This window comes from Serratia proteamaculans (genome assembly GCF_949794035.1).
In the GTDB taxonomy this organism is placed as follows: domain Bacteria; phylum Pseudomonadota; class Gammaproteobacteria; order Enterobacterales; family Enterobacteriaceae; genus Serratia; species Serratia proteamaculans.
This window is the reverse complement of sequence record NZ_OX461105.1, coordinates 3,084,011-3,100,401: the sequence shown is the minus strand read 5'-3', so window position 1 is coordinate 3,100,401 and position 16,391 is coordinate 3,084,011. Positions and strand designations below refer to the sequence as shown.

18 protein-coding genes are annotated in these 16,391 nt (G+C 53.5%); 10 read left to right on the top strand and 8 right to left on the bottom strand.

Going from position 1 to position 16,391, the window contains the following annotated elements:
• Positions 1-36: 36 nt before the first annotated feature.
• From QOT07_RS14490 to QOT07_RS14465, 6 genes are all read right to left on the bottom strand, one after another.
• Positions 37-1,131, bottom strand: a complete 1,095-nt coding sequence (locus QOT07_RS14490) for an acyltransferase family protein (RefSeq protein ID WP_283603400.1) — start codon at positions 1,129-1,131, stop codon at positions 37-39.
• Positions 1,132-1,607: 476 nt separating this feature from the next.
• Positions 1,608-2,579: a tRNA 5-methoxyuridine(34)/uridine 5-oxyacetic acid(34) synthase CmoB gene (gene cmoB / locus QOT07_RS14485; RefSeq protein WP_283603399.1), complete on the bottom strand. Its 972-nt coding sequence runs from the start codon at positions 2,577-2,579 to the stop codon at positions 1,608-1,610.
• Positions 2,576-3,319, bottom strand: a complete 744-nt coding sequence (cmoA, locus tag QOT07_RS14480; protein WP_099064275.1) for a carboxy-S-adenosyl-L-methionine synthase CmoA — start codon at positions 3,317-3,319, stop codon at positions 2,576-2,578. The genes cmoB and cmoA overlap by 4 nt, the downstream gene beginning before the upstream one ends.
• Positions 3,320-3,421: 102 nt before the next feature.
• Entirely contained in the window at positions 3,422-3,817 is a 396-nt protein-coding gene (locus tag QOT07_RS14475; RefSeq protein WP_099064274.1) for an MAPEG family protein, read from the bottom strand.
• A 102-nt stretch (positions 3,818-3,919) separates the two neighbouring features.
• The gene (locus tag QOT07_RS14470; protein WP_099064273.1) at positions 3,920-4,735 is read right to left on the bottom strand and encodes a DUF72 domain-containing protein; all 816 of its coding nucleotides are present in this window, start codon (positions 4,733-4,735) and stop codon (positions 3,920-3,922) included.
• A 74-nt stretch (positions 4,736-4,809) separates the two neighbouring features.
• Positions 4,810-5,382 carry a hydrolase gene (locus tag QOT07_RS14465; RefSeq protein ID WP_283603398.1) on the bottom strand — a complete coding sequence of 191 codons (573 nt, stop codon included), beginning with the start codon at positions 5,380-5,382 and terminating at the stop codon, positions 4,810-4,812.
• Between the two features lie 202 nt (positions 5,383-5,584).
• On the opposite strand from QOT07_RS14465, the gene QOT07_RS14460 reads away from it, so the two are divergent.
• From QOT07_RS14460 to ruvB, 7 genes are all read left to right on the top strand, one after another.
• On the top strand, positions 5,585-5,815 hold the full coding sequence (locus tag QOT07_RS14460) for an FmdB family zinc ribbon protein (protein WP_332871787.1): 231 nt from the start codon (positions 5,585-5,587) through the stop codon (positions 5,813-5,815).
• A 74-nt stretch (positions 5,816-5,889) separates the two neighbouring features.
• Complete coding sequence (gene aspS / locus QOT07_RS14455) at positions 5,890-7,671, top strand: aspartate--tRNA ligase (RefSeq protein WP_283603397.1); 1,782 nt, start codon at positions 5,890-5,892, stop codon at positions 7,669-7,671.
• Entirely contained in the window at positions 7,671-8,117 is a 447-nt protein-coding gene (gene nudB, locus QOT07_RS14450; RefSeq protein ID WP_099064270.1) for a dihydroneopterin triphosphate diphosphatase, read from the top strand. The genes aspS and nudB overlap by 1 nt, the downstream gene beginning before the upstream one ends.
• Positions 8,118-8,136: 19 nt before the next feature.
• Positions 8,137-8,880, top strand: coding sequence for a YebC/PmpR family DNA-binding transcriptional regulator (locus QOT07_RS14445; protein ID WP_283603396.1), 744 nt, complete (start codon positions 8,137-8,139; stop codon positions 8,878-8,880).
• 73 nt (positions 8,881-8,953) lie between these two features.
• Positions 8,954-9,475 (top strand): crossover junction endodeoxyribonuclease RuvC, encoded by a 522-nt coding sequence (gene ruvC / locus QOT07_RS14440; RefSeq protein ID WP_085117154.1) that lies wholly within the window; start codon positions 8,954-8,956, stop codon positions 9,473-9,475.
• 112 nt (positions 9,476-9,587) lie between these two features.
• Positions 9,588-10,199 (top strand): Holliday junction branch migration protein RuvA, encoded by a 612-nt coding sequence (gene ruvA / locus QOT07_RS14435; RefSeq protein ID WP_099064268.1) that lies wholly within the window; start codon positions 9,588-9,590, stop codon positions 10,197-10,199.
• Between the two features lie 20 nt (positions 10,200-10,219).
• Positions 10,220-11,224, top strand: a complete 1,005-nt coding sequence (gene ruvB / locus QOT07_RS14430; protein WP_099064267.1) for a Holliday junction branch migration DNA helicase RuvB — start codon at positions 10,220-10,222, stop codon at positions 11,222-11,224.
• 70 nt (positions 11,225-11,294) lie between these two features.
• On the opposite strand, the gene znuB is transcribed toward ruvB, so the two are convergent.
• Together znuB and znuC are read right to left on the bottom strand one after the other, a co-directional pair.
• Positions 11,295-12,080 (bottom strand): zinc ABC transporter permease subunit ZnuB, encoded by a 786-nt coding sequence (znuB, locus tag QOT07_RS14425; protein WP_099064266.1) that lies wholly within the window; start codon positions 12,078-12,080, stop codon positions 11,295-11,297.
• A complete protein-coding gene (gene znuC / locus QOT07_RS14420) occupies positions 12,077-12,835 on the bottom strand; it encodes a zinc ABC transporter ATP-binding protein ZnuC (protein ID WP_112348397.1) in 759 nt (252 codons plus the stop codon). Before znuC ends, znuB begins: the two co-directional genes overlap by 4 nt.
• 78 nt (positions 12,836-12,913) lie before the next feature.
• Here znuC and znuA point away from each other — a divergent pair, with 78 nt between their 5' ends.
• The 3 genes from znuA (at position 12,914) to lpxM (ending at position 16,341) form a co-directional block, all read left to right on the top strand.
• Positions 12,914-13,879, top strand: coding sequence for a zinc ABC transporter substrate-binding protein ZnuA (znuA, locus tag QOT07_RS14415; RefSeq protein ID WP_283603395.1), 966 nt, complete (start codon positions 12,914-12,916; stop codon positions 13,877-13,879).
• A gap of 21 nt (positions 13,880-13,900) precedes the next feature.
• A complete protein-coding gene (mepM, locus tag QOT07_RS14410; RefSeq protein ID WP_099064263.1) occupies positions 13,901-15,223 on the top strand; it encodes a murein DD-endopeptidase MepM in 1,323 nt (440 codons plus the stop codon).
• A 149-nt stretch (positions 15,224-15,372) separates the two neighbouring features.
• A complete protein-coding gene (gene lpxM, locus QOT07_RS14405; protein WP_012145495.1) occupies positions 15,373-16,341 on the top strand; it encodes a lauroyl-Kdo(2)-lipid IV(A) myristoyltransferase in 969 nt (322 codons plus the stop codon).
• Positions 16,342-16,391 lie beyond the last annotated feature (50 nt).

Here is a 16,391-nt window from a genome sequence, read left to right as displayed (position 1 = left end):
AAAAAGGTCGATGAGTTTAACTGTTTATTTAAATTTTCAAGCCACTTTACTTTTTCTACTCAGAGTTGCCAAGAATGTATTAACATAAATTTGAATTTGAGCTACTGGTTTTTCTATGGTTGTGGAGAATAGAGCCTTCCATAAAAATGACAATTTTTTCTCTATAATAAAATGCATCAATGCAGCAATAATAAAAACAGTGGTTATAATTGCTATGTAGGCAATTATCTTGTTATCATTTGTTGCGAACTTATTTATCATCATATACCCGAAATGCGCATGAATTAAGTAAACTGGATATGTTAATGCTCCTGCCAGTTTAGAACCCTTTAATTTCAATCGCTCAGATAACATTGTGTTTTGGAAGAAGAAGAAGAGATAAAAAATGGTGATCACCATAGTGATAATATAGGGTGAGTGACCAGGGCTGGAAATTAGGCCTGGTATTTCAACTCGATTCATAATATAAATTGTACTTATTACATACAGGGATGTAATCACCAAGAACCTGAGCACTGTAAAACGTTCTCTTAACATAGCAAATAACGCACCAGAGACAAAGAAACCATAATATCCACCGAGGTATACACGATTCTCCATACCAATAAAATAAGATGCAGCAATGACAACGCCCCATGCGATAATTATTTTTTCTAAATATTTATTTAGCCCAAGTAAAAGCATTGCAAATATCAGAAGATAAAATTTAAGTTCAAATATTAGTGTCCAATAAACACCATCAACATTCTCAACACCAAATAATGATTGCAACATAGTGAAGTTGACAAGAATTTGACTAACCTTAACGGACATTGAATCTCCGCCAAGAAAATAAGCAAAGAGAGATGTGAATAAAATAGCGAACCAATAGGCTGGGTAGAGTCGTGTTACCCGAGATAGCGCGAACTTTGCGGCAGTTCTATTTTTAGCTGAGTGAAATATAACATAGCCACTGATCATGAAAAATAGCTCCACACCCAAATACCCATACTTTGTTATATCAGCTAAGTTTGTAATTAAGTCTATAGAATAAACCTTCCCATTATTTATGCCGTTAAACGTATAATGATAAAAGACAACCATTAAAGCGGCAAACAGGCGTCCATAATCTAGTAGCTCGAGCCTTTTCATATCATTCATTCCTGTAGTCTATATTTTTAATTGACTGTTTTTGCATTGTAAAAAATAAATTTTGATTATAAAAATAAGTCTATACCGCTTATGTCAAATGAACCATGCAACATAGCATTGTTCAGGATTCGTTTTTTTTCAAATTTAAATTAAAAATATTCACAATCAATGAGTTAGTTTGTGCTGCATTATTATCCATTTTAAACAAAAATGTGTTGGGAAAATTCTTAATTGGTTACTATGTTTTGGTTCTTGGTTTCGTCAATAAAAATATAAAGTAATGAGTAAAATCGGAATTTGGCCAAAAATACCCGGAGGGTTACTATGGTAATAGAGGGGAATACATAAGGGTGGATTTTTGTTTAATACATTGATGTTTATGCTTGAACTTGATGGGGATTATTCATGGGATGGGGGGAACATACTGCGTGAAGGGGAGACTCAGGGTCTGGCATGCCAAACCCCGAGGAATCCGTTTAAGGCTTCCGGGCCACCAGCACGGCACGCAGCGGGGCGGGGTAACCTTCGATGGTTTTGCCAGGGTCGTTAGGGTTGAGGAACTCGGCCAGTGACTCACTGGTCATCCAGTCGGTGCGGCGCTGTTCTTCGGTGCTGGTCACACACATGTCGGCAATCTTCACGTCGACGAACCCGCACTTCTCCAGCCAGCATTTCAGCGCTTCGGCTGACGGAATAAAGTAGACGTTACGCATTTGCGCATAGCGGTCGCCTGGCACCAGGACCTGATTACGGTCGCCTTCTATCACCAGGGTTTCCAATACCAACTCGCCTTCGTTAACCAACTGGTTTTTCAACTGGTACAGATGATCCAGCGGCGAGCGACGGTGATACAGCACGCCCATCGAAAATACCGTATCGAAGGCAGCCAGTTCAGGCAGTTGTTCAATGCCGAGTGGCAACAGGTGAGCGCGCTGATCGCCGCCCAGCAGTTTACGCACCGCTTCGAACTGACACAGGAACAGCTGCATCGGGTCGATGCCCACCGCCAACTGCGCACCCGCGCCAAGCATGCGCCACAGGTGATAGCCACTGCCGCAGCCGACATCGAGAATAGTACGGCCGGCCAGCGGTGAAATGTGGGGTAAAACGCGATCCCATTTCCAGTCGGAATGCCATTCAGTGTCGATATCGATGCCATACAAAGAGAACGGCCCTTTACGCCACGGCATCATGGTGCGCAGCATTTTTTCGATACCTTCCAACTGGCCCGGTGACAGCGGTGGGTCCATTTCGGCACGCACGCCGTCCAACAGGTCGAGGCGGGTCGGCGTCAGCGCCGGCAGGTGTTCAACCGAGTTAAACCACTGTTTGAACTTGCCGTGCAGCGATTCTCGCTGCCAGGCGCTGAGCTGCGCGGGCAGAGTATCCAGCCAGTGGCTGAGGTTGCTTTTCGCGATGCGCTGATAAAAATCACCGAACTCAATCATGCTGCAGCTCCTGATTTCAGGGCGATCAGTGAACCGAAGTTAAAACACTGGAACCAAACTTCCGCATGTTCAAAACCGGCCTGTTTCAGACGGGTCTTGTGGGCGGCAACGGAGTCGGTCAGCATGACGTTTTCCAGCATGCTGCGCTTTTGGCTGATTTCCAGTTCGCTGTAGCCGTTGGCGCGTTTGAAATCGTGATGCATGTTGAACAGCAACTCACCGACATCGGTATCTTCAAAGCTGAATTTCTCCGACAACACCAGCGCGCCACCCGGACGCAGCCCGCGGTAAACCTGTTCCAGCAGGCGCAGGCGATCGGCCGGCTCGAGGAATTGCAGGGTGAAGTTAAGCACCACCATGGAGGCGTTTTCGATGTTGATATCGAGGATATCGGCCTCGATCACTTCTACCGGGGTGTCGGCGCGGAAGGCGTCAATATGGCGGCGGCAGCGTTCCACCATCGCCGGGGAATTGTCTACGGCAATGATGTTGCACCCGGCCACCTTGATATTCCTTCGCATCGACAGCGTTGCTGCGCCCAGTGAACATCCGAGGTCATAGACCTGGCTGTCGGGCTGAACGAAACGTTCGGCCAGCATGCCAATCATCGAAATGATATTGGAATAGCCGGGAACGGAACGCTGGATCATGTCAGGGAACACTTCAGCGACGCGTTCGTCGAAGGTCCAGTCGCCCAGTTTGGCGATTGGGGCAGAAAAAAGAGTATCGCGGTTTGGCATGGCGGCAAATCAGTTCAGAATTCGAAGGCGCATATGCTAACAGAAAATGGCAAGAAAGAGCAGCGGAAGCAGGCGGCGTAACCGCCTGAGGTCGTGCGGGGATCAATGAAGGCTGAAAATAATATCCCACGGTAGATAGAAAATATTGGCCAGCACCATTAACACCAACGAAAGGTAGGTGGCAGTCATGCCGGAACGACGCCAGCGGACTTCACGATTGCGTAAACCGTAATAATGCACCAGACGGCCGGCCATCAACATCAGGCCACAAATATGGATCATCCACACTTCAGCGCCGTTCATCTCCATGATCACCAGCAAAACGGCGGCGATAGGGATGTATTCTACGGCATTGCCGTGAACGCGGATGGCGGTTTGTAGCTCGTAAAAGCCGCCGTCTCCGTAAGCGACACGGTATTGCATCCTTAGCCTAACCACGTCATAAGATAGTTTGATCAACAACAGTGCGCCGAGCACGACATAAAGCGCGCTTACCATTTTTAACTCCATTCCCTAACCAAAACTGGCAGCCAGCATCATAGCCGCCATTGCATTCACTGTCGCGAGGAAAAATCTGATGTTATTGGTCAGATTAATAGGTCAAAACAGTGCATCCTGCTCGGGCCAGTCTGGCGGGGGCGGTAAATTCGGAATAGCCTGACGCAGTTGCTGCCAAATTTTCTGTGCCTGCTGGGGGGAATCGCCGTTATCTGGCGTATGGATAAACAGGAAAGGCTGATGCTGTGATTGCCAGGCAGGCAGTTTTTGTTGCCAGGCATCAAACCAGCGCAGGTTATCTTGCAACACATCGCCACCGATAAAACGCACCAGCGGATTGTTGGCGGTGACCAGCGCATGCACCGGCAGTTTGGGTTTTTTCTGCTGAGCATCACGAACCGCTGCACTGTTGGGGACGGCGTGATGCACCGGGCGACTGTCGAGGATCACCCGATTGATGCCGCGCTGATGCAACCCCTGATTTAACAGCCGTTCCTCTTCACCTTTGGCGAAAAACGACGGGTGACGAACTTCCACCCCGTAGGTGAACTCTTTCGGCAAGGCATCAAAGAATTGCCACATCGCCGGTAATTCCGCCGGGCCAAACGCGGCAGGCAGTTGCAGCCAAAGCTGGCCGATGCGCTGATGCACCGGGCTCAGACAGTGGTAGAACGCCTGTAGATCGGCATCACAGTTGCGTAGTGCGGCCTTATGGCTGATGGTGGCGGGGAATTTGAAACAGAAGCGAAAATCATCAGTGGTCATGTCGCGCCAGCGCTGAACGATCTCCAGTTTAGGTAACGCGTAGAAGGTGGTATTGCCTTCCACGCAGTTAAAGTAGCGGCTGTAATCCGCCAGATCGCGCAGCCCGATACGGTTCCAGGCCGGGTGTTGCCACTGTGGGAGTCCGATATACATCAAGCTGGCATCTTCCTTAATTTTCCCTGTCAGTCAAACGCGGGCGCAGTATGCCGCGCCCTTACAACTTAACGTTACTTGCTGAGGGCGGCAAGAATTTCGCGGGTGCTGCGAACGCGCGCCAGACGCGGGAAGATGTTGTCGAAAGCGAACTGGTGCATTTCAGCGTTAGGTGCGCTGCACAGGTCTTCGGCGATCAGCAACTCGTAGCCGTGCTCCCAGGCAGCGCGGGCGGTTGATTCCACGCCAATGTTGGTGGCAATCCCCCCCAGCACGACGGATTTAATGCCGCGACGACGCAGTTGCAGATCAAGGTCGGTACCGTAAAATGCGCCCCATTGGCGTTTGGTCACCAGAATGTCGCCGTCGTTAACCGCCAGCGATTCAGGGAATTCCCACCAGTTGGCAGGCAACTCACCGGCTGGGGAAGGTTGATCCACCGGTTGTTTCAGCGCTTCGGCAAAGGTTTCTGACCAACCGACGCGCACCAGGATCACCGGTGCGCCCAGTGAGCGAAAGTGTGCCGCCAGTTGCGCTCCGTTGGCCACCACGCTCTCGGCGCTGTGAGGCCCGCCGGCGTAAGGCAGAATACCCTTTTGCAAATCAATCAATACCAAAGCTGTGGTTTGAGCATCAAGTTTTAACATGGGAAGATCTCGTTACGGGGTGGATGAAATACGCGCAACTGAAGTGACGCGCCAAACAAGCGTGGATTCAGGCTACGTGAAAAAAGCGTCACGGGTTAATGAGAAATTTGTTAAGCAATGTGTTATTTCGGACAAAAACAGGTCATTTAGTGCTGCAACAAAGCTGTGTTCGCACTTATCTGGCGCATGAATTTCCTTTATAATGATCGCCTTTTTTCAACACACTTTACTCCAACGACCTATGCCGATTTATGAATATGCATGTGGTGCTTGCAGCCTTCGATTAGAGAAACTGCAAAAATTTTCCGATGCGCCGCTGACAGATTGTCCGGCGTGTGGGCAGCCCGCGTTAACCAAGCTGATTTCTTCCACCGGTTTCCAGTTAAAGGGCACCGGTTGGTATGCATCAGACGCCAAACCGGGTAATAAATAGAGTTCATCAGAAAACAGCCGTGTGGCAGGTGCCAAAAGCCCGCGCGGCATCGGCTTAAGCCAAAAGGATAGCGTATGCGTACTGAATATTGCGGGCAGTTGAATCTGTCTCACGTGGGCCAGGAAGTCACTTTGTGTGGTTGGGTCAACCGTCGTCGCGATCTGGGCGGCCTGATCTTTATTGATATGCGCGACCGCGAAGGCATCGTGCAGGTGTTCTTCGATCCGGACCAAAAGGTTGCGTTCGATAAGGCATACGACCTGCGCAATGAATTCTGCATCCAGATCGTCGGCACCGTGCGTGCCCGTCCGGACAGCCAGATCAATAAAGATATGGCGACCGGCGAAGTGGAAGTGTTCGCCCATGCTCTGGAGATCATCAACCGCTCCGAGCCATTGCCGCTGGACTCCAACCAGGTCAACAGCGAAGAAGCGCGCCTGAAATATCGCTACCTGGATCTGCGTCGCCCTGAAATGGCCGACCGTCTGAAAACCCGCGCCAAGATCACCAGCTTCGTGCGCCGCTTTATGGATAGCCATGGCTTCCTCGACATCGAAACGCCGATGCTGACCAAAGCCACGCCTGAAGGCGCTCGTGACTACCTGGTACCGAGCCGCGTACATAAAGGCAAATTCTACGCGTTGCCGCAGTCACCGCAGCTGTTCAAGCAGTTGCTGATGATGTCCGGTTTTGATCGTTACTACCAGGTCGTCAAATGCTTCCGCGACGAAGATTTGCGTGCCGACCGTCAGCCTGAATTTACCCAGATCGACGTGGAAACCTCCTTCATGACTGCCGAACAGGTGCGTGAAGTGATGGAGAAACTGGCGCGTGAACTGTGGCTGGACGTGAAGAAGGTGGAGCTGGGCGATTTCCCGATCATGACCTTCGAAGAAGCCATGCGCCGTTACGGCTCCGACAAACCCGACCTGCGTAACCCGCTGGAACTGGTGGACGTTGCCGATCTGGTGAAAGACGTAGAGTTTAAAGTGTTCTCCGGCCCGGCTAACGATGCCAAAGGCCGCGTTGCCGCGATCTGCGTTCCGGGCGGCGCACAGCTGACCCGTAAGCTGATCGACGAGTACGGTGCTTTCGTTAATATCTATGGCGCTAAAGGCCTGGCATGGCTGAAGGTCAATGACCGCGCCGCCGGCATGGAAGGCGTACAGAGCCCGATCGCCAAATTCCTCAGCGCGGAAGTGCTGGAAGCGATCCTGGCGCGCACCAACGCGCAGTCTGGCGACATTCTGTTCTTCGGTGCCGACAGCTTCAAGATTGTGACCGATGCGATGGGCGCGCTGCGTCTGAAGCTGGGTCGTGACTTGCAACTGACCAAACTCGACAGCTGGGCACCGCTGTGGGTGATCGACTTCCCGATGTTCGAAGAAGACGGCGAAGGCGGTCTGGCGGCGATGCACCATCCGTTTACCGCACCGCGCGACATGAGCCCGGAAGAGCTGAAAACTGCGCCAACCACCGCCATTGCCAACGCTTATGACATGGTCATCAACGGTTACGAAGTGGGTGGCGGTTCGGTGCGTATTCACCGCAGCGAAATGCAGCAAACGGTGTTCAGCATCCTTGGGATTAACGAACACGAACAGCGCGAGAAGTTTGGCTTCCTGTTGGACGCCTTGAAGTACGGTACCCCACCACACGCCGGCCTGGCTTTCGGCCTGGACCGTCTGGTGATGCTGCTGACCGGTACCGACAACATTCGTGACGTCATCGCCTTCCCGAAAACCACCGCTGCGGCCTGTCTGATGACCGAAGCGCCGAGCTTCGCCAACCCGGCGTCGTTGCAGGAGTTGGGGATTTGTGTGGTGAAGAAAGCCTCTGAACAAGAGAGCGAGTGATGAACTACAAGCGACCCGAGTCAATTCTGGTAGTGATTTATGCCATCTCCAGTGGCCGGGTGCTGATGTTACAGCGGCGCGATGATACCGAATTCTGGCAGTCGGTGACCGGCAGCCTGGAGGAGGATGAGTCGCCGCCGCATGCCGCACGGCGTGAGGTCATGGAAGAAGTCGGCATCGATATCGAAGCAGAGAATCTGCCGTTGTTCGATTGCCAGCGCTGTGTGGAGTTTGAACTCTTTGTCCATTTGCGACATCGCTATGCCCCGGGAACCACGCGCAATAAAGAGCACTGGTTCTGTCTGGCTTTGCCTGAAGAGCGCGATCCGGTGATTACCGAGCATCACGCCTACCAGTGGCTTGAGGCGGCACAAGCCGTGAAGTTGACCAAGTCCTGGAGCAATCAGCAGGCGATTGAAGAGTTTGTGATTAATTCAGTCCAGTAATTTTTTTCGGAGATTTTTTATGGCAGGTCATAGTAAGTGGGCCAACACAAAGCACCGTAAAGCAGCGCAGGATTCCAAGCGCGGTAAAATTTTCACCAAAATTATTCGCGAGCTGGTGACTGCCGCGAAACTGGGCGGTGGCGACCCGGGGGCTAACCCGCGTCTGCGTGCGGCGATCGACAAAGCGCTGTCCAACAACATGACGCGTGACACCCTGAACCGTGCCATTGCGCGCGGCGTGGGTGGCGATGATGATTCCAACATGGAAACCATCATCTATGAAGGCTACGGTCCAGGCGGCACTGCCGTGATGATCGAATGCCTGAGTGACAACCGTAACCGTACCGTGGCCGAAGTGCGTCATGCCTTCACCAAGTGCGGCGGTAACCTCGGCACCGACGGCTCCGTGGCTTACCTGTTCACCAAGAAGGGCGTAATCACTTACGCACCGGGCCTGGATGAAGACGTGGTGATGGAAGCGGCACTGGAAGCCGGTGCTGAAGATATCGTCAGCTACGACGACGGTGTGATCGACGTATTCACCGCCTGGGAAAACCTCGGCGAAGTGAAAGACGCGCTGACCACAGCCGGTTTTACCGCCGACTCGGCAGAAGTTTCCATGATCCCATCGACCAAGGCCGATATGGATGAGGAAACCGCGCCTAAGCTGTTGCGCCTGATCGACATGCTGGAAGACTGTGACGATGTGCAGGAGGTTTACCACAACGGTGAGATCTCCGACGAAGTTGCAGCGACGCTGTAATCGGGTTGAAGTACGGCGCTGCTTTGTGGCAGCGCCTGGCGAAGTTAATGCTTAACGCAAGGTGGGTGTAGGGATGACGATCATTCTCGGTATCGATCCCGGATCGCGCGTCACCGGTTATGGCCTTATTCGCCAGCAGGGCCGCCAGTTGACCTATATTGCCAGCGGCTGTATCCGCACCGTGGTGGATGATATGCCGACGCGTTTGAAGCTGATTTATGCGGGCGTTAGCGAAATCATCACCCAGTTTAAACCGGACTTTTTCGCCATCGAACAGGTGTTTATGGCGAAGAACCCGGATTCGGCGCTCAAACTTGGGCAGGCACGCGGCGTGGCGATTGTCGCTGCCGTGAACCAGGATCTGGAAGTGTTTGAATATGCGGCCCGCCAGGTGAAGCAAACGGTGGTCGGTACCGGCGCGGCGGAAAAAGCGCAGGTGCAGCATATGGTGCGCTCCTTGCTTAAACTGTCGGCCAATCCCCAGGCTGACGCCGCCGATGCGTTGGCCATCGCCATTACCCACTGCCATCTCAGCCAAAACGTGCTGCGGATGAGCGAAGGGCGATTGAGCCTGGCGCGGGGACGTTTAAAGTAGGGTTTAATCAGTGATCACTTGGGCTGGATATTCATCCAGCCTTTTTTATGTTATAAGCTTTACCAGCACGGCATGGCAGCAGGTCATGCTCATGAATTCTGCAGGAGGGTAAATGATAGGTCGTCTCAGAGGAAATATTCTGGAAAAGCAGCCACCACTGGTATTACTGGAGGCAAACGGCGTGGGCTATGAAGTGCATATGCCGATGACCTGCTTTTATGAGCTGCCGGAACTGGGGCAAGAGGCTATCGTGTTTACCCAATTTGTGGTGCGCGAAGATGCACAACTGCTGTACGGCTTTAATGATAAACAAGAGCGTGCGTTGTTCCGCGAGTTGATCAAAGTCAACGGCGTAGGGCCAAAGCTGGCGCTGGCTATTTTGTCCGGCATGTCAGCGCAACAGTTTGTCAGTGCGGTAGAGCGTGAAGAGATCACCACGCTGGTGAAATTGCCTGGGGTTGGCAAGAAAACCGCTGAGCGTCTGGTGGTGGAAATGAAAGACCGCTTCAAAGGGCTTAATGGCGATCTGTTCAACAACAGCAGTGAAATCACTCTCCCCACCGCAGCACAAGCTGCCGAAATGGATGCGGAAGCCGAAGCGGCCTCTGCGCTGGTGGCCCTGGGCTACAAACCGCAAGAAGCCAGCCGCATGGTCAGCAAAATCGCCAAACCGGGCGCCGATTGCGAAACCCTGATCCGTGACGCGTTACGCGCCGCGCTGTAAGCGTCAATAAGGGGTAGATAATGATTGAAGCCGATCGCCTGATTTCTGCCGAACCGATCAATGAAGAAGAATTTCTTGATCGCGCCATTCGGCCGAAGCTGCTGACAGAATACGTTGGTCAGCCGCATGTCCGCGAGCAGATGGAAATCTTTATTCAGGCGGCCAAGCAGCGTGGCGACGCGCTGGACCATTTACTGATCTTCGGTCCACCAGGGTTGGGTAAAACCACGCTGGCCAACATCGTCGCCAATGAAATGGGCGTTAACCTGCGCACCACTTCCGGGCCGGTATTGGAAAAGGCGGGCGATCTGGCCGCGATGCTGACCAACCTCGAACCTCACGACGTTTTGTTTATCGATGAAATCCACCGTCTCTCTCCGGTAGTAGAAGAAGTGCTGTACCCGGCGATGGAAGATTATCAGCTGGATATCATGATCGGCGAAGGCCCGGCCGCACGCTCGATCAAACTCGATTTGCCGCCGTTCACGCTGGTGGGCGCAACCACCCGCGCCGGCTCACTGACCTCGCCACTGCGTGACCGCTTTGGCATTGTGCAGCGTCTGGAGTTTTATCAGGTCGCCGATTTGCAGCATATCGTTTCACGCAGCGCCAATTGCCTGGGACTGGATCTGTCGGAAGAGGGGGCCCACCAAGTGGCTCGCCGCGCACGTGGGACTCCGCGTATTGCCAACCGCTTACTGCGTCGGGTGCGTGACTTTGCCGAAGTCCGTGCCAATGGGGTGATCAATGGTGAAGTGGCGATGCAGGCGCTGGATATGCTGAACGTTGATGCCGAAGGTTTCGACTACATGGACCGCAAGCTGCTACTGGCGATTATCGACAAGTTCACTGGCGGGCCGGTGGGTCTGGATAACCTGGCCGCCGCGATAGGCGAGGAGCGGGAAACTATCGAGGACGTTATCGAACCCTTCCTGATCCAGCAAGGCTTTATCCAACGCACGCCGCGCGGACGCATGGCTACCAATCATGCCTATAAACACTTTGGCATGGTGCGCGAAGAGTAAGTATTGGATAGCCGTCAGCATCAAAAAAGGGCCGCGTTGCGGCCCTTTGTACATCTGTAGCAGCCTGAAATCAGGCCTGCTGCTTTTTGGATAAGCTCAAAACAAACAGCACTGCGGCGCTTAAGACTACTGATGGGCCCGCCGGGGTATCGTAGAAGGCCGAGAAGGTTAACCCGCCGGTTACGGCCAGCACGCCCACCAACACCGCATATCCCGCCATTTGTTCCGGCGTACGGGCGAAGCGACGTGCAGTCGCCGCAGGAATAATCAACAGTGAAGTGATGATCAGCGCACCGACGAATTTCATCGCCAGGCCAATGGTCAGGGCGGTCACCAGCATCAACACGGTACGCGCGCGCACCAGATTAACGCCGTCAACGTGTGCCAGCTCAGGGCTGACGGTCATCGACAGCAGATTACGCCACTGCCACCACAGGATCAGCAGCACGGCTGTGACCCCAATGCCAATCATCCAGATATCGGTGAGGGTGACTGACAGCAAATCGCCAAACAGATAGGCCATCAGATCGACCCGCACGTTGGACATCAGTGCGACTACGACCAGCCCCAATGAAAGTGCGCTGTGCGCCATAATGCCGAGCAAAGTATCAACGGAAAGCTGCGGGCGACGCTCCAGCCACACCAACACCAGCGCCAGGACCAGCGTTACGGCAATCACCGCATAGAAGGGGTTCACGTCCAGTAGCAGGCCGAACGCCACGCCTAACAATGAAGCGTGCGCCAGGGTATCGCCGAAATAGGACATACGACGCCAGACCACAAATGAGCCGAGCGGACCGGCGGCACAGGCCAACAACACGCCGGCCAGCCAGCCGGGTAATAACAGTTCGATCATGCCTCACGGCCCCCGGTATTCTTCAACACAATTCGTCCTTGCAGGTCGTGACGGTGATTATGGTGGTGACGATAGACCGCCAGCTGTTCCGCACCGCGGTTACCGAACATGGCGATAAATTCAGGATGCATCGAGACCACTTCCGGTGCGCCGGAACAGCAGATGTGTTGGTTGAGGCACAGCACTTCATCGGTTTTCGCCATCACCAGGTGCAGGTCATGGGACACCATCAATACTGCACAGCCCAACTCTTTACGCAGTTGGTCGATCAGATCGTACAGCGCCAGTTGGCCGTTGACGTCTACCCCCTGGGTGGGCTCATCCAGCACCAGCAGTTGTGGCTTGTTCAGCAGCGCACGGGCCAGCAATACGCGCTGGTTTTCACCGCCGGAGAGTTTTTGCATGGGTTGATCGAGCAGGTGGGCCGCTTGCACGCGTTTCAACGCAGGCAGAATATCGGCCTTTTTGACGCCGGGCTTCAGGCGCATAAAGCGGCTGACGGTAAGCGGCAGAGTGGCGTCGAGGTGCAGTTTTTGCGGCACGTAACCAATGCGCAGGCCAGGCTCACGCACCAGTGTTCCTTCGGTGGGCGCAACCAGGCCCAGCACCACTCGCACCAGCGTAGATTTGCCCGCGCCATTGGGGCCGAGCAGCGTCAGAATACGGCCCGGCTGAAGGCTGAGCGAAATATTCGACAGCACCTTGCGGCTACCAAAGGAGACGGAGATATTTTTTAGCGTTGTCAGTGTGGACATCTCATGATTACATTTTGCAGAACTAACCGAATGTTATAATATCACGCCTCGCTGATGAAAACGACGGGATAACTGAGAATGGCACAGAAAAATAAATGGCTGCAGCGCACGCTGCTGGCAACCGCATTGATGATGGCCGGGCCCCTGAGCAGCGCCTCTGCGGCGGTGGTGACCTCGATTCGCCCGGTCGGTTTTATCGCTGCGGCAATAGCCGACGGCGTGACGCCGACCGAGGTGCTGTTGCCGGCGGGTGCATCACCACACGATTTCGCGCTGCGGCCTTCCGATATCCAGCGTCTGCGCGCCGCCGATCTGGTGGTGTGGGTGGGGCCGGATATGGAGGCTTTTCTGACCAAACCCTTAACCTCAGTGTCGGCTAACCGTCAACTTGCCATCAGCGAATTGAGTGGGGTGAAACCTCTGCTGATGAAGGGTGAAGACGACGAACACGACCATGAGCACGACCATGATCATGCAGCCGATGCGCATAATCATGCCGATCATGCCGGGGACGATGGACACCATCACGGCGAGTATAACATGCACGTTTGGTTGTCTCCGGAGGTGGCAAAAGTGACCGCGATCGCGATTCACGACAGGTTATTGGAACTTATGCCACAAAATAAGGACAAATTAGACGCAAACCTGCGCCAGTTCGAGAATCTGCTGACGCAAACTGACAAAAATGTTGGTAACATGCTTAAGCCTGTGCAAGGTAGGGGATATTTTGTTTTTCATGATGCTTACGGCTATTTTGAGAAACATTTCGGGTTGAGCCCATTGGGCCATTTCACCGTTAATCCCGAAATCCAGCCTGGAGCACAGCGCTTACACCAAATTCGAACACAGTTGGTTGAGCAGAAAGCAGTCTGCGTTTTTGCTGAGCCACAATTCAGGCCAGCCGTAATCAATGCGGTTGCCAAGGGGACCAAAGTGCGTTCTGGAACGCTGGACCCGCTGGGCACCGGCATCGCACTGGGGAAAGACAGCTACGGGAACTTCCTGACTCAGCTGTCAAACCAGTACGTGAGCTGCCTGAAGTAAAGATTATGAGGATAAAATCGAGTGCAGCAGATAGTCAAAACTATCGCTCTGGCGTATAACAACCTGCCACGGCCCCATCGCGTCATGCTGGGGTCGCTGACAGTGGTTACATTGGCCGTTGCCGTCTGGCGGCCTTTTGTTTATCACCCAGAACATAACCCCATCGTTAAGAGTATTGAATTAGAATCCAGTCAGTTACGGTCCTTGCTGCCCGAAGCCAGTGAGCCGATCGATCTCGACCAAGCCACCCCCGATGATGACATCCCACAGGATGAGCTGGACCAGAAGGTCGCCGGTGAGGATGGAGTGCATGAATATGTGGTTTCCACTGGCGATACCCTGGGCAGTATCCTGACCCAATATGGTATCGATATGTCGGACGTCACGCTGCTGGCATCGCAAAACCGCGATCTGCGTAATCTGAAAATCGGCCAGCAGCTGTCATGGACAGTGAATGATGCCGGCGATCTGCAGCGTTTGACCTGGGAAGTCTCCCGGCGTGAGACCCGCACCTACGATCGTACTGGCAACAACTTCAAAGAAACCCAGGAATCTCAACAGGGCGAATGGCGCAACAACGTGATCAGCGGCCGTTTGAACGGCAGCTTTGTCAGCAGCGCCAGCAGTGCCGGCCTGAGCCGAGCAGAAATCAATTCGGTGATCAAAGCGCTGCAGTGGCAGTTGGATTTCCGCAAACTGCGCAAGGGCGATCAATTCTCGGTATTAATGTCCCGCGAACACTTTGACGGCAAGAGTGCTCAGAGCCAGTTACTGGGTGTGCGCATGCGTACCGGCGGCAAGGATTACTATGCTATCCGTGCCGAGGACGGTAAATTCTACGATCGCCAGGGTTCCGGTCTGGCGAAAGGCTTTATGCGTTTCCCAACCATGAAGCAGTTCCGCATTTCTTCCAACTTCAACCCGCGTCGGGTTAATCCGGTCACCGGGCGCATTGCGCCGCACAAAGGTGTCGATTTTGCGATGCCGGTCGGTACTCCGGTGTTGGCCGTGGGTGACGGTGAAGTGTTGATCGCCAAGCGTAGCGGCGCTGCCGGTAACTATGTGGCGATCCGTCATGGCCGCCAATACACCACGCGTTATATGCACCTGAAAAAGCTGCTGGTTAAGCCAGGGCAGAAGGTGAAACGTGGGGACCGTATCGCGTTGTCCGGCAACACCGGCCGCTCAACCGGCCCGCATCTGCACTTTGAAATGTGGACCAACCAACAGGCGGTGAACCCGTTGACGGCGAAACTGCCACGCTCTGAAGGGCTGAGCGGTAAAGATCGCAGTGATTATCTGGCGCAGGTGAAGGAAGTCACTCCGCAACTGCAACTGGATTAATCCCTTTGTTCGGGCGCGTTACTGCGCCAGTGATTCCATCGGCCTGATTTCGGGCCGATGTTGTTTTATATTGGTGCTTCGCCGTGGTTAATTGCAAAATCGACCTTTGCAATTATGATTAGCCGAACCGCTAAGTTAAGAGCTTGTGCATGCAAAACGAAAAAAAATCGAACTCAGAGTTCATTCCACAATTTCAAAAAGCCTTTTACCACCCACGCTACTGGGGCGTTTGGCTGGGAACCGGGCTGATGGCCGGCATTTCATTGGTGCCTGCTCGCCTGCGCGATCCGGTGCTTGGTGCGGTTGGCAAGCTGGCCGGCAAAGTGGCCAAAGGTGCCCGACGCCGCGCGCGTATCAATCTGCTGTACTGCCTGCCGGAAGTGCCGGAAAACGAGCGTGAGCACATCATTGATGAGATGTTCGCCACCGCGCCGCAATCGATGATCCTGATGGCCGAACTGGCCTGCACCAAACCGGAGAAAGTGCTCAAGCGCGTTCGCTGGCATGGTGAAGAGGTGCTGGATAAAATCCGTGAAGAAGGCCGTAACGTGATTTTCCTGGTGCCGCATGGTTGGGCGGTGGATGTTCCGGCGATGCTGATGGCGGCTCGCGGTCAGCCGATGGCGGCGATGTTCCACAACCAGAGCAATCCGTTAGTCGATTATTTGTGGAATACGGTGCGCCGTAAATTTGGTGGCCGGATGCATGCGCGCAATGACGGCATCAAACCGTTTATCAGTTCGGTGCGTCAGGGTTACTGGGGTTATTATCTGCCCGACCAGGATCACGGTGCTGAACACAGTGAATTCGTCGATTTCTTCGCCACCTATAAGGCGACGCTGCCGGCGGTTGGACGCCTGATGAAAGTTTGCCGCGCGGCCATTGTGCCATTGTTCCCGGTGTATGATGGCAAGACCAGCATGCTGGATGTTTATATTCGTCCGCCGATGGATGATTTGGCTACGGCCGATGACCACACTATTGCACGTCGGATGAATGAAGAGGTGGAGAATCTGGTGGGGCCGAACCCGGAGCAGTACACCTGGATCCTCAAGCTGTTGAAAACGCGTAAAGAAGGCGAGATCGAGCCTTATTCACGTGATGATTTATACCGCTAAGCGAGGTTTTGCTTGGGGTTAAGGGCCAGTCATCTCAGGGTGTCTGGCCC

Coding starts and splice junctions, on each gene's coding strand:
- ruvB (WP_099064267.1), top strand. CDS start 10,220: ATGATTGAAGCCGATCGCCTGATTTCTGCCGAACCGATCAATGAAGAA.
- ruvA (WP_099064268.1), top strand. CDS start 9,588: ATGATAGGTCGTCTCAGAGGAAATATTCTGGAAAAGCAGCCACCACTG.
- nudB (WP_099064270.1), top strand. CDS start 7,671: ATGAACTACAAGCGACCCGAGTCAATTCTGGTAGTGATTTATGCCATC.
- QOT07_RS14475 (WP_099064274.1), bottom strand. CDS start 3,817: ATGGTAAGCGCGCTTTATGTCGTGCTCGGCGCACTGTTGTTGATCAAA.
- znuB (WP_099064266.1), bottom strand. CDS start 12,080: ATGATCGAACTGTTATTACCCGGCTGGCTGGCCGGCGTGTTGTTGGCC.
- lpxM (WP_012145495.1), top strand. CDS start 15,373: ATGCAAAACGAAAAAAAATCGAACTCAGAGTTCATTCCACAATTTCAA.
- ruvC (WP_085117154.1), top strand. CDS start 8,954: ATGACGATCATTCTCGGTATCGATCCCGGATCGCGCGTCACCGGTTAT.
- cmoB (WP_283603399.1), bottom strand. CDS start 2,579: ATGATTGAGTTCGGTGATTTTTATCAGCGCATCGCGAAAAGCAACCTC.
- aspS (WP_283603397.1), top strand. CDS start 5,890: ATGCGTACTGAATATTGCGGGCAGTTGAATCTGTCTCACGTGGGCCAG.
- QOT07_RS14460 (WP_332871787.1), top strand. CDS start 5,585: ATGATCGCCTTTTTTCAACACACTTTACTCCAACGACCTATGCCGATT.
- cmoA (WP_099064275.1), bottom strand. CDS start 3,319: ATGCCAAACCGCGATACTCTTTTTTCTGCCCCAATCGCCAAACTGGGC.
- QOT07_RS14490 (WP_283603400.1), bottom strand. CDS start 1,131: ATGAAAAGGCTCGAGCTACTAGATTATGGACGCCTGTTTGCCGCTTTA.
- QOT07_RS14465 (WP_283603398.1), bottom strand. CDS start 5,382: ATGTTAAAACTTGATGCTCAAACCACAGCTTTGGTATTGATTGATTTG.
- QOT07_RS14445 (WP_283603396.1), top strand. CDS start 8,137: ATGGCAGGTCATAGTAAGTGGGCCAACACAAAGCACCGTAAAGCAGCG.
- QOT07_RS14470 (WP_099064273.1), bottom strand. CDS start 4,735: ATGTATATCGGACTCCCACAGTGGCAACACCCGGCCTGGAACCGTATC.
- znuC (WP_112348397.1), bottom strand. CDS start 12,835: ATGTCCACACTGACAACGCTAAAAAATATCTCCGTCTCCTTTGGTAGC.
- znuA (WP_283603395.1), top strand. CDS start 12,914: ATGGCACAGAAAAATAAATGGCTGCAGCGCACGCTGCTGGCAACCGCA.